We start from the raw sequence: 11,988 nt of genomic DNA, 5'->3' as shown, positions 1-11,988 counted from the left end.
CGGCCTGACTTCCTGGGCGGCCGGCGTCACTGCCTAGCAGCCTGCTGCGCGCGCTCGGCACGACACCTCGGCGCACCGAAGGCGTGCCCTAGTCGAGGTAGTTCTCGGTGGCGACCTGCCGGAGCACGTGCTGCCGGGCCCCGCTGCCGTCGTCCTCCTGGTCGAGACCCGCATGCACCTTGTCCAGCTTCTCCTGCGGCAGGTACGGCGGAAGCAGCGGTACCCCCGGATCGACCAGCGCCTCGATCACCGTCGGCCGGTCGGCGGTCAACGCCGCTTGCCAAGCCGGCCGGATCTGATCGGTTTGCTCGACCTTCAGACCGCGCAGCCCGAGCAGCTCGGCGTACGCCGCGTACGGGAACTCCGGCACCCGCTGGGACGCGGGGTAGCGGCCGTCGCCCTCCATCTCCCGCTGCTCCCAGGAAACCTCGTTCAGGTCCTGGTTGTGCAGGACGAGAACGACGAACCGCGGGTCCGCCCACTGACGCCACTGGTCGGCGAGCGTGATCAGTTCGAGCAGGCCGTTCATCTGCATTGCGCCGTCGCCGACGAGTGCCACCACCGGCTGGTCGGGCGCGTCGAGCTTTGCGGCGATGCCGTAGGGCAGCGCGCACCCCATCGTCGCCAGGTAGCTGGACAGATGAGCCGGTACGCCGACCGGCAGCACCAGGTGCCGCGCGTACCAGTACGTCGCAGACCCGACGTCGACGGCGACCCGTGCGTCGGCGGGCAGCAGGTCGGACAGTTCGCGGACCACGCGTTCGGGATTGACCGGGTCGGCCGGGGAGTCGGCTCGCTCGGCCGAGATGTCGTGCCACTTGCTGACGCTCTCGGTGATCTGCCCGGCCCAGCTCCGGTCGTCGGTGCGCCGAAGCAGCGGGATCAGCGCGCGCAGCGAGGCGACGGTGTCCCCGACGACGGCGACGTCCACCGGGTACTTGCTGCCGACGATGCGTGCGTCGATGTCGATCTGCACCGCTTTGGCCTGGCCGGGCTGCGGGTAGAACTCGGTCCACGGGTCGTTGCAGCCGACGATGAGAAGGGTGTCGCAGCCGTTCAGCAGTTCGGCGCTCGCGGTGGTGCCGAGATGGCCCATCACGCCGGTGTGCCAGGAGATGCGCTCGTCCAGCAGTGGTTTGCCCAGCAGCGAGGTCGTGACTCCGGCGCCGAGCAGGTCCACGACCTCGGCGATCTCGTCGGCGGCTCCGGCGGCACCACGCCCGACCAGCAGCGCCACCTTGCGTCCGGCCTGCAGAACCTTCGCCGCCTCCCGCAGGGCGTCCTGGTCCGGCTCGATCCGCGGCGGCTGTCCTGTCGTCGCGGACGACGGCACGACGCCGTGGCTGTGTGGAAGGTCGTCGGCGGCCGGAGCCCGCTGGACGTCGTGCGGCAGGATCAGGCAGGTCGGCGTACTGGTGGCGATGGCGGTTCGGAACGCGTTGTCGAGCGCCATCGGCAGCTGTTCGGGCTGGAAGACGGTCTGCAGGTACTGACCGCAGACGTCCTTGAACAACGCATGCAGGTCGACTTCCTGGAGATAGCCGCTGCCGAGCGCCGTCGAGACGACCTGGCCGACCAAGGCGACCACGGGACGCCGGTCGAGCTTCGCGTCGTACAGGCCGTTGAGCAGGTGGATCGCCCCGGGACCCTGGGTGGAAACGCAGACGCCCGGCTGTCCGGTGTACTTCGCGTGGCCGGTCGCCATCAGCGCGGCCAGTTCCTCGTGCCGGGTTTGCACGAAGGCCGGGTCCCCGCCGGCTCGGTGGAACGCGGCCAGCAGCGGGTCGATCCCGTCTCCGGTGTACCCGAAGACGCGGGGGACACCCCAGGTTCGCAACCGTTCGACGACGACGTCGGCGACCAGGCGGGTCATCGCGACTCAGCGCCTCGGCCGGATGTGCGCACGGAACTCGTCATCTGGACCTCCTCCGGGGACACGCGCTCGGTGCCCTGAGGTCCCTGCGGTCAAACGGCTGCCGGCCGATGGGCTGCTCAGCCATCGATCCGGCGCGCTGCGGTTGACGACTTTCGCTGGTCGCGGGCAATTCCCGGTCAGTCGCCGGAATCGCGCCTGCTCGGGGCCGGAACCGCGAGCGCCGCCTCGATCTTGCCGGCGAGCTTTTCCGGCGTGTTCGCCGGCGCGTACCGGGCGATCACCTGGCCGTCGCGACCGATCAGGAATTTGGTGAAGTTCCACTTGATCCGCCCGCCGAGCAGTCCACCGGCCTCGCGCTTGAGCCAGTTGTACAGCGGCAGCGTCTTCGACCCGTTCACGTCGATCTTGGCGAACATCGGAAACGTCACGTGGTAGATCGTCGAGCAGAAGTTCGCGATCTCGTTCTCGTCACCGGGCTCCTGGTGGCCGAACTGGTCGCAGGGAAAGCCGAGCACTGAGAAGCCTTGTTTGCGGTACGTCTTGTAGAGCTTCTGCAGACCGCTGTACTGCGGCGTCTGGCTGCACTGCGAGGCGGTGTTCACCACCAGGAGCACCTGGTCGCGGAAGTCGGCAAGAGACTGTTCATTGCCTTCGATCCGTTGGGCACTGAAGTCATAGACAGTCGTCATAATTCCATGCTGACACGACACGCCGGAGTTCGCGCGTCGTCTGACATGTCAGACTCGGCGCAGAACTGTTACGACCTTTCCGAGAATGGTGGCGTCGTGGCCGTCGATCGGCTCGAAGGCCGGGTTGTGCGGCAGCAGCCAGATCTCGTTCTCGGTCTTCTTGAAGGTCTTGACGGTCGCTTCGCCGTCGATCATGGCAGCGACGATGTCACCGTTCTCCGCGTTCGGCTGCTGGCGAACCACGACCCAGTCGCCGTCGCAGATCGCGGCCTCGATCATCGATTCCCCCTTGACCCGCAGCATGAACAGCGTGCCTTCGCCGACCATTGCCTTGGGCAACGGGAAGACCTCCTCGATGTCCTGCTCGGCCAGGATCGGGCCACCGGCGGCGATCCGGCCGACCACCGGCACGTACGCCGCGGCCGGGTGCGCGTCGCCGGCCCCGGTCTCGTCGTACGCCGTCTGTCGTACCGCGCCGACCGAGCCGCGCCGCGCCGCCGCGTCGGCCACCTCGCCCGGATAGCGGACCTCGATCGCGCGCGGCCGGTTCGGGTCGCGGCGAAGCAGGCCCTTCTGCTCGAGCACGCGCAGCTGGTGCGACACCGACGACGAGCTGGTCAGGCCGACCCGCTCGCCGATCTCACGCATCGAGGGCGGGTAGCCGCGGCTGTCCACCGAGTCGCGGATGACGTCCAGCACCCGACGCTGCCGCGGGGTCAGGCCGGTCGCGTCGGCCGGGCCGTCGGGCAGCTCGGACACGGACGGGGCGGCTGTGTCCCGGGTACGCGCCGCGCTCCGGCGCTCGTCCTTGCTGGAACCGCTCGGCGTCCTGGCCATCGGTGGTTACTCCTCGGGTCGGGCCGGCGGCGGAGCACGGCCTTGCTTTGTCGACTGCCCTGACGTTAGACCGAATTCTGAGATTCTTCAAACATCTGTTCGAAGGCGTGTCGGTTCGCACGTTTGTTCGTGTGTCGGGTTATAGAGCTCGGCTCGGGCCGGGAATTTCTCCGGCGTGTCCGGGTTGCAACAGTTGCGCACCGAGCGGCTGGCGGTTAATCATTCGTACAGGCGTTCGATCGAACAGGTGTTCGGGTCGGTCGCCGCAGACCGCGGACAGCAGCTCCGGGCAGTACTCGCCGGAAACTGTCGGAGGCGGCCGGTAGACAGAGATCGACAGCGCAGCACGAGATCTGGACCAGGGTCTGGAGGATCCGATGAGCACAGCGGCTCCGGCAACGGAAGCACCGACCACGCGTGCCCCGAAGGTGGGCGTGCCCGCGGTCGGCCGACACCCCGTGCCTCCTGTCGTGGCGGACCCCGGCCCGCAGGCTCCGGGTCGTCGCCGAATCGCCGGGACGACGACCGACCGGCTGAACGTTCGGGCCTGCGCCGGTCCGGACGTCGGCCGTCCCGCGCAGGCCCGGGTCCACCAGCCGGCCGGGCGTCGCGCGGCCGCTCGCCGCCACGAGGCGGCCGAGATCGAGCCTTCGGCGCTGCAGTTGACCCGCCGCGGCCGGGCCGTGCTGACCGCCTTCTCGATCCTGGTCTTCGGTGCGGCCGTCGCCGTGCTGGGGCTGCGCGTGGCCGGCGTTCTGGAGCCCGAGCAGCAGTTCACCCGCACGGTTCAGGTCGAGGTCGGCGCCGGTGACACCCTCTGGTCGATCGCCCGATCCACCAATCCCGGCGGAGACCCGGCCGCCGTCGTCGAGCAGATCGCCGACCTGAACGATCTCCGCACCGCCGCCGACGTGATCCCGGGACGAATCATCGAGGTCCCCGTCCGCTGACCTCGCGCCCGCCTGCGCGACGAGACCGAAGGCTGCGGCGACGTTCTGTCCATCCGGCGAGGATCGCGAGGTCCCGGCGCTCTGGTCGTCTACTTGACCGTCGACAACCAGAGATCGGCGTAGCGCCGGCCGTCCACCGCAGTGGCAACCTTCACGACCGTGGGCGACGCCCCGTGCGGATCCGACGTCAGGTCACCGGACCAATCGCGGGTGTCGACGATCGTCCGACCGCGCGACCAGCTCCCCGCCAGTTCGACCCGCAGCGGGAACGGCTGCGTCGTCAGGCCCTCCGGATCGATCACCGCGCACACCGCACCGCCGTCGCCGATGCTCGCCGCGTCGGCCCGGTACAACGCGCTCCGCTTCTCGATCAGCCGCCGGGCCAGGTCCGCCGACGGTGACCCGCCCAGCCCGCGCGCCTCGTCGAGCGTGATCGGTACGCCGTAGAAGACGTCCAGCCCGTACATCGTCACCGGTACACCGAGCTCGCCGGCCGCCGCGAGCACGATCGCGGCCGCCTCCGGGTCGGTCCAGATGTTGAACTCCGCCGACGCCGTCGCGTTGCCGATCCCGGCGGCCCCACCCATGAACACGATCTCCCGCAGCCCTTCGGCTGCCTCCGGATAGGTCCGCAGCAGCAGCGCGATGTTGGTCATCGGCGCCAGCGGGACCAAGGTGATCAGCTCGCCGCTCTCCGCGGCCTCTGCCAGCACGTCCCGCAACAGCTCGACCGCGTGCCGGCTGTCCGGCGTACGGGTGGACTTCGGCCAGTCGACGTCGCCGAGGCCGTCCACTCCGTGCACGTGGGGTGCGGCCCGCACTGGCTGGAGCAGGGGGAGTGCCGCACCGCGGCCGACCGGCACGTCGGGGCGCCCGGCCGCGTCGAGCACGGTCAGCGTGTTCACGACGACCTCGTTCAGTCCGACGTTGCCGCCGACGCAGGTCACGGCCTTGAGGTCGAGGTCGGGGTGCCGCGCGGCGAGCAGCAGGGCGCAGGCGTCGTCGAGCCCGGTGTCGACGTCCAGAATGACCGGCTTCATGCCGCCATCCTCACGCATCGGCGGAGTCACCGGCCCGGTCCACCGCGCGTTGGTGGTCAATTCATCACCGGCTCTAGTGCTGTTCGCGTGGCTTTCCTACGGTCGGTGACCATGAAGCTCACTTCACGCCGTCCTCGTGCAGTGCTGGCCGCCCTCGCCGCGAGCGCCACTGTCACCGCCGTCCTCAGTACGCCGAACGCCGTCGCCGAGCCGCTGCGCACCGACGCCATCGACCAGGCTGCCGCCGTCCCAGCGTCGGCGCAGGCTGAGACCCCCACCGTCGAGGAGACCTTCGACGGAACCGCGCTGCCGACCGGCTGGAACGCCGTCGACGGCAGCTGGAAGGTCCAGGACGGCCGCCTGGTCGGCACGTCCACGTCCTCCGGCCAGCTGAGCCGGATCACCTTCGGCACTCCGCTCACCGACTTCCGGATCGAGAGCCGCCTGCGCTTCGAGTCGGCCCTGGACGGCGGCCGCTGGGTCGCGCTCGGCCTCGACGTCGCGGCCGGTGGCGCGGTGCCGTGGTCCATCGCGACCTTGCGCAACGGATCGACGACCGCGAACGGCCTGGAGTTCGCTCAACGCACCACATCGAACACCTGGAACGTCACCGACACCGCGGCCGCACCGGTCCAGGTCGGCGTCGGCAAGCAGGTCTCCGTCGCCGTCGAGGTCCGCGGCACCCGCGCCACCTGGTACGTCGAAGGCCGTGAAGCGCTCCGCACCACGATGGTCAACCGCAGCACGACCGGCGGTCAGGCGTTGCTCGTCAACGGCGCGACCGTGTCGTTCGACGACCTCAAGGTGACTCCGCTCCCCAAGGAGTCGTTCATCCGCAAGGCGGGCGACCCGCTGCGGGTGTGGGCCCACCGCGGTGGATCCAGCGCCGCGCCGGAGAACACCGCGGCCTCAGACGAGGTGGCCCGCCGGGCGCGGGCCGAGTGGATCGAGAACGACGTCCAGCCGACCAAGGACGGCGTACCGGTGATCCTGCACGACGCCACCGTCGACCGGACCACCGACGGCACCGGCGCCATCCGTAGCCTGACCGCCGCGCAGGTCGCCGGCCTGGACGCCGGCTCGTGGTTCGCTCCGGCCTTCGCCGGCCAGCGGGTCCCGACGCTGGGCGAGCAGCTGGACGGGCTGAAGTCCCGCGGCGGAAACCTGCTGCTGGAGGTGAAGGGCGTACACACGCGGGAGTCGGTCGCCCGGATCGTCACCGAGATCCGCACCCGGGCGATGACCAGCCGCGTCTTCATCCAGAGCTTCGAGCCGGAGCACCTGCGCTGGATGCACGAGCTGGCCCCGGAGCTGCCGCTCGGCCTGCTGCGCAGCACCCTGGACCCCGATCCGGTCGCGATCGCCAAGGACCTCGGTCTGTCGGCGTACAACCCCTCGGACGCGGCGTTCCGGACCCGGCCCGGCATCGTCGCCGAGCTGCACGCGGCCGGCGTCTCCGTGAACGTCTGGACGGTCGACGACGCCGCGCGCTGGGAAGCGCTGGAGAAGGCGGGCGTCGACGGCATCATCACGAACCGCCCGGCCGAGCTGTACGGCTGGAACACCGCGTTCCTCCAGCGGGCCAAGCCTGTCGTGCTCAGCCCCGCCGCCGGCCAGAAGGTCGACCGGGCCCAGCAGCTGCGGGTCGCCGTGAACGCGGGTCAGCCGGTCACGATCGCCCTGGACGGCAAGCCGGTCGAGAACGGCGCCGCCCTGGACACCACGTCACTGCCGGCTGGTGAGCACGTCATCACCGCCCAGGCCGGGACCGGCGTCGCGGTCGAGTCACGCTTCACCATCGTCGCGACGCCGACCGGTCTGGCCCACCTCGTCCTGACCTCCGGTGCGTCCCAGTCGGCCGTGTCGACCATGACAACCCTGCTCGGCCGCCGCCAGTACGCCGTCCTCGCGGTGTACGCCGGGACGCCGGCCGCGTCGGGTCTGACCGCCGTCCGGCGCGCGCAGATCGTCGCCGAGGCGAAAGCTCTCGCCGCAGGCTGACCGCGCCACCACAAGCCGCCGCTGCCCCGTGCTCGTCGCGGGGGAGCGGCGGCTTTCGCATGCCCGGATCCGGCCCCGGGAGGGCGCGTCGCAGGCGGTAGTTTGCGCCTCCGCGAGGCCTCCGCTATGGCGCCACGCGGGAGTACACGGGGCCGCGTGGGTGTTGGAACAAAGAGACGCGCGCGAGATTCCACCGTTGTTGCAAACTGTCGGAGCAGCGACGTAGCATCCCTAGATGTAGTGGTTACACGGGTGTAATTTTCCACAGGTAGTGGTTGGTTACCCACAAGTCGTACACAGGTTGTCCCCAGGTCGATCCACAGAGTCGCCATGTCAGCGGCTACGGGAGGAGTGATTCGTCGTGCACTGTCCGTACTGCCGGCACAGCGATTCCCGCGTGGTCGACAGCCGGGTCGCCGAGGACGGCGGAGCGATCCGCCGCCGGCGCCAGTGCCCGGTCTGCGAGAAGCGGTTCACCACCGTCGAGCAGATGCAGCTGACGGTCGTGAAGCGCTCCGGCGCGACCGAGCCGTTCAGCCGGGAGAAGGTCATCCGGGGCGTGAGCAAGGCCTGCAAGGGCCGGCCGGTGGACGTGGACGCGCTGGCCCGGCTGGGCCAGCAGGTGGAGGACGCGCTGAAGGGCGGCGGCTCGCCGGAGGTGCCGGCCCACGAGGTCGGCCTGGCGATCCTGGGCCCGCTGCGCGAGCTCGACGAGGTGGCGTACCTGCGCTTCGCGAGCGTCTACCGCCAGTTCGAGTCCGCCGACGACTTCGAGACCGAGATCGCGCTGCTCCGGGCCGAGAAGGAGCCCCAGGGCACCGAGCCCGCGCCGAAGAGCGCGGCACCACAGACGTAACGGGGAACCAGCAGCACCGGCAGGACCGCAGTACGGCAGCACCAGCGGCGAAGCAGCACCCAACGGGGCGGTCCCGACAGACCGCGGCAGTGCAGACACAGGGCGAGGAGCAACCATGACAGAGACGGTGACCGGCCACTCGGGGCCGACCAAGAGGTCGGCGGCCGGGTTCCGCGGGCGGAAGAACGTGCCCGCGGGACTCACCATCGAGCGCATCTTCACGACCGAGGGTGTTCACCCCTACGACGAGGTGACGTGGGAGCGTCGCGACGTCGTGCAGCAGAACTGGAAGACCGGTGAGACCGTCTTCGAGCAGCGCGGGGTCGAGTTCCCCGACTACTGGAGCGTGAACGCGTCCACGATCGTCACCACCAAGTACTTCCGCGGCGCGGTCGGGCACGACAACCGCGAGTGGAGCCTCAAGCAGCTGCTCGACCGGGTCGTGAAGACCTACCGCAAGGCCGGTGAGCAGCACGGCTACTTCGCCACCGCCGCCGACGCCGAGGTGTTCGAGCACGAGCTCACCTGGATGCTGCTGCACCAGTACTTCAGCTTCAACTCGCCGGTCTGGTTCAACGTCGGTACGTCCTCGCCGCAGCAGGTGTCGGCCTGCTTCATCCTCGCCGTCGACGACTCGATGGACTCGATCCTGAACTGGTACAAGGAAGAGGGCCTGATCTTCAAGGGCGGCTCCGGCGCCGGCCTGAACCTGTCCCGGATCCGCTCGTCCAAGGAGCTGCTGCAGTCCTCCGGCGGCACCGCGTCCGGCCCGGTCAGCTTCATGCGCGGAGCGGACGCGTCGGCGGGCACGATCAAGTCCGGCGGCGCCACCCGGCGGGCGGCCAAGATGGTCGTGCTCGACGTCGACCACCCCGACATCGAGGAGTTCGTCGAGACCAAGATGCGCGAGGAGGACAAGATCCGCGTCCTGCGCGACGCCGGCTACGACATGGACCTCGGCGGCCGCGACATCACCTCGGTGCAGTACCAGAACGCGAACAACTCCGTCCGGGTCACCGACGAGTTCATGCGCGCGGTCGAGGAGAAGGGCGAGTTCGGCCTGCGCGCCCGGCTCGACGGCTCGGTGATCGAGACCGTCGACGCCCGCGAGCTGTTCGACAAGATCAGCCACGCCGCCTGGGCCTGCGCCGACCCGGGGCTGCAGTACGACGACACGATCAACGACTGGCACACCACCCCGGAGACGGGCCGGATCACCGCGTCGAACCCGTGCTCGGAGTACATGCACCTGGACAACTCGTCCTGCAACCTGGCGTCGCTGAACCTGATGAAGTTCCTGCGCGACGACGACCTGTTCGACTCGGAGAAGTTCGTCAAGGCCGTCGAGCTGATCATCACCGCGATGGACATCTCGATCTGCTTCGCCGACTTCCCGACCGAGGCGATCGGCGAGACCACCCGCGCCTACCGCCAGCTCGGCATCGGCTACGCCAACCTCGGCGCGCTGCTGATGGCGACCGGGCACGCCTACGACTCCGACGGTGGTCGCGCACTGGCGGGCGCTATCACCTCGCTGATGACCGGTACGTCGTACAAGCGGTCCGCCGAGCTGGCCGGCATCGTCGGCCCGTACGACGGTTTCGAGCGGAACAAGGACGCGCACACCCGGGTGATGCGCAAGCACGCCGCGGCCAACGACGCGATCCGGACCATTCACGAGATCGACAAGGACGTCCAGAAGGCCGCCACCGCGGCGTGGCAGGACGTGCTGACGCTCGGTGCGAAGAACGGCTGGCGCAACGCGCAGGCCTCGGTGCTCGCGCCGACCGGCACCATCGGCTTCATGATGGACTGCGACACCACCGGCATCGAGCCGGACTTCTCGCTGGTCAAGTTCAAGAAGCTGGTCGGCGGCGGCTCGATGCAGATCGTCAACCAGACGGTGCCGCGCGCGCTGCGGCTGCACGGCTACACCGAGGAGACGATCGAGGCGATCGTCGAGTACATCTCCGAGCACGGCCACGTCGTCGACGCGCCGGGCCTCAAGCCCGAGCACTACGAGATCTTCGACACCGCGATGGGCGAGCGGGCGATCAAGCCGATGGGCCACGTCCGGATGATGGCGGCCGCGCAGCCGTTCCTGTCCGGCGCCATCTCCAAGACCGTCAACCTGCCGGAGACGGCGACCGTCGAGGAAATCGCCGACGTCTACTTCCAGGGCTGGAAGCTCGGCCTGAAGGCGCTCGCGGTCTACCGCGACAACTGCAAGGTCGGTCAGCCGCTGGCGGACGCGAAGGCGAAGAAGGCCACCGAGGCCGTCGCCGAGCCGGTCGTCGAGAAGGTCATCGAGTACCGGCCGACGCGCAAGCGTCTGCCGAAGTCGCGGCCGTCGCGGACCACGTCGTTCAGCGTCGGCGGCGCCGAGGGTTACATGACCGCGGGCTCGTACCCCGACGACGGCCTGGGCGAGGTCTTCCTCAAGATGGGCAAGCAGGGCTCGACCCTGGCCGGCGTGATGGACGCCTTCTCGATCGCGATCTCGATCGCGCTGCAGCACGGTGTGCCGCTGGAGACCTACGTCCAGAAGTTCACCAACCTGAAGTTCGAGCCGGCCGGTCTGACCGACGACCCGGACGTGCGGATGGCGCAGTCGATCATGGACTACATCTTCCGCCGGCTGGCGCTCGACTACCTGCCGTTCGACGAGCGGGCCGCGCTGGGCATCTACTCCGCCGACGAGCGCTCCCGCCAGCTCGACACCGGCTCCTACGAGCCGGCCCCGGTCGAGGTGTCGGAGGCCGAGTCGCTGAAGTCCGTCGAGCCGGTCGCCGAGAAGACCGAGCTCAAGGACGCCTCGGTCGAGGCCGCGGCGGCCAAGCCGGTCACCTCCGAGGTCCGCACCACCGCCGAGATGTTCGAACTGATCACCGGCACCTCGGTCGACGCCCCGCTCTGCTTCACCTGCGGCACCAAGATGCGCCCGAGCGGTTCCTGCTACGTCTGCGAAGGCTGCGGCAGCACCTCCGGCTGCAGCTGACCCCTGAGTGATCGCGCCACGGCCCCCGGGAACTTCCCACTTCCCCCGGGGGCCGCAGCGCGTGCGGGCCCGGTTGCGCGGGCCTGGGTGTGCGGGCCTGGGTGTGCGGGCCTGGCGTTCGCCGTACTGCTGGAATCGGCGACCGCTGTACGCTGTCGGCTCCGCCGCCTCCGGCACGGTGCGCGGCTGACCGGTCGCGACAGCTGGAGGCTTCAATGCAGCCCAACCGCTCGATGCCGGCGCCGACGGTCGTTCCGGTGCTGATCTATCCCGAGGTGCGCGCGGCGGTGGACTGGCTGGGCAAGGCTTTCGGCTTCGTCGAGCGGGTCCGGGTCGGCGAGGACCACCGGGCCCAGTTGGGGTTCGGGGACGGTGCCGTGGTCGTTGCGGACGTTCGGCACGACAGGCGGCCGCCGCGCTCCGATGAGATCACGCATTCGGTGATGGTCCGGGTCGAGGACGCCCACGCGCACTGCGAGCAGGCCCGTCGCCACGGCGCCCGCATCACGATGGAGCCGACCGACTTCCCGTACGGCGAACGCCAGTACAGCGCCGAAGACCTCGCCGGCCACCACTGGACTTTTTCGCAGACTCTCGCCGACGTCGCCCCGGAGGATTGGGGCGGCACATCAGTCAACCCGGACTGGAGTGACCGGGTCAGACGGGGACCCGCGTAAGCCATTCCCCTCGTCCGCTCACCGTGGACGCCTCGCTGGCCGGTAGACGATGTCTGAATCGCTG

9 protein-coding genes are annotated in these 11,988 nt (G+C 69.6%); 5 read left to right on the top strand and 4 right to left on the bottom strand.

The features are described from left to right. Positions 1–88: 88 nt before the first annotated feature. From KFLA_RS23305 to lexA, 3 genes are all read right to left on the bottom strand, one after another. Positions 89–1,873, bottom strand: coding sequence for a thiamine pyrophosphate-requiring protein (locus tag KFLA_RS23305; protein ID WP_012922275.1), 1,785 nt, complete (start codon positions 1,871–1,873; stop codon positions 89–91). Between the two features lie 179 nt (positions 1,874–2,052). After that, the gene (locus KFLA_RS23300; protein ID WP_012922274.1) at positions 2,053–2,565 is read right to left on the bottom strand and encodes a glutathione peroxidase; all 513 of its coding nucleotides are present in this window, start codon (positions 2,563–2,565) and stop codon (positions 2,053–2,055) included. 48 nt (positions 2,566–2,613) lie between these two features. Continuing rightward, positions 2,614–3,402, bottom strand: a complete 789-nt coding sequence (gene lexA, locus KFLA_RS23295) for a transcriptional repressor LexA (RefSeq protein ID WP_012922273.1) — start codon at positions 3,400–3,402, stop codon at positions 2,614–2,616. Positions 3,403–3,872: 470 nt separating this feature from the next. Between lexA and KFLA_RS23290 the strand changes: the two genes are divergently transcribed. Beyond that, entirely contained in the window at positions 3,873–4,352 is a 480-nt protein-coding gene (locus tag KFLA_RS23290) for a LysM peptidoglycan-binding domain-containing protein (RefSeq protein ID WP_237706579.1), read from the top strand. An 89-nt stretch (positions 4,353–4,441) separates the two neighbouring features. On the opposite strand, the gene KFLA_RS23285 is transcribed toward KFLA_RS23290, so the two are convergent. Next, positions 4,442–5,392: a nucleoside hydrolase gene (locus KFLA_RS23285; protein WP_012922271.1), complete on the bottom strand. Its 951-nt coding sequence runs from the start codon at positions 5,390–5,392 to the stop codon at positions 4,442–4,444. Between the two features lie 111 nt (positions 5,393–5,503). On the opposite strand from KFLA_RS23285, the gene KFLA_RS23280 reads away from it, so the two are divergent. The 4 genes from KFLA_RS23280 to KFLA_RS23265 all read left to right on the top strand — a co-directional run bounded on the left by KFLA_RS23280 (position 5,504) and on the right by KFLA_RS23265 (position 11,924). Beyond that, on the top strand, positions 5,504–7,393 hold the full coding sequence (locus KFLA_RS23280) for a glycerophosphodiester phosphodiesterase (protein ID WP_237706578.1): 1,890 nt from the start codon (positions 5,504–5,506) through the stop codon (positions 7,391–7,393). Between the two features lie 361 nt (positions 7,394–7,754). Continuing rightward, positions 7,755–8,249 (top strand): transcriptional regulator NrdR, encoded by a 495-nt coding sequence (gene nrdR / locus KFLA_RS23275; RefSeq protein WP_012922269.1) that lies wholly within the window; start codon positions 7,755–7,757, stop codon positions 8,247–8,249. Positions 8,250–8,364: 115 nt separating this feature from the next. Continuing rightward, positions 8,365–11,247: a vitamin B12-dependent ribonucleotide reductase gene (locus tag KFLA_RS23270; RefSeq protein ID WP_012922268.1), complete on the top strand. Its 2,883-nt coding sequence runs from the start codon at positions 8,365–8,367 to the stop codon at positions 11,245–11,247. Between the two features lie 215 nt (positions 11,248–11,462). Continuing rightward, the gene (locus tag KFLA_RS23265; RefSeq protein ID WP_012922267.1) at positions 11,463–11,924 is read left to right on the top strand and encodes a VOC family protein; all 462 of its coding nucleotides are present in this window, start codon (positions 11,463–11,465) and stop codon (positions 11,922–11,924) included. The last annotated feature ends 64 nt before the right edge of the window (positions 11,925–11,988 follow it).

The organism is Kribbella flavida DSM 17836, assembly GCF_000024345.1.
In the GTDB taxonomy this organism is placed as follows: Bacteria; Actinomycetota; Actinomycetes; order Propionibacteriales; family Kribbellaceae; genus Kribbella; species Kribbella flavida.
The sequence above is the reverse complement of the archived record's forward strand: the minus strand, read 5'-3'. Positions and strand labels throughout refer to the sequence as shown.

Coding starts and splice junctions, on each gene's coding strand:
- KFLA_RS23305 (WP_012922275.1), bottom strand. CDS start 1,873: ATGACCCGCCTGGTCGCCGACGTCGTCGTCGAACGGTTGCGAACCTGG.
- KFLA_RS23300 (WP_012922274.1), bottom strand. CDS start 2,565: ATGACGACTGTCTATGACTTCAGTGCCCAACGGATCGAAGGCAATGAA.
- lexA (WP_012922273.1), bottom strand. CDS start 3,402: ATGGCCAGGACGCCGAGCGGTTCCAGCAAGGACGAGCGCCGGAGCGCG.
- KFLA_RS23285 (WP_012922271.1), bottom strand. CDS start 5,392: ATGAAGCCGGTCATTCTGGACGTCGACACCGGGCTCGACGACGCCTGC.
- KFLA_RS23280 (WP_237706578.1), top strand. CDS start 5,504: ATGAAGCTCACTTCACGCCGTCCTCGTGCAGTGCTGGCCGCCCTCGCC.
- KFLA_RS23270 (WP_012922268.1), top strand. CDS start 8,365: ATGACAGAGACGGTGACCGGCCACTCGGGGCCGACCAAGAGGTCGGCG.
- KFLA_RS23265 (WP_012922267.1), top strand. CDS start 11,463: ATGCAGCCCAACCGCTCGATGCCGGCGCCGACGGTCGTTCCGGTGCTG.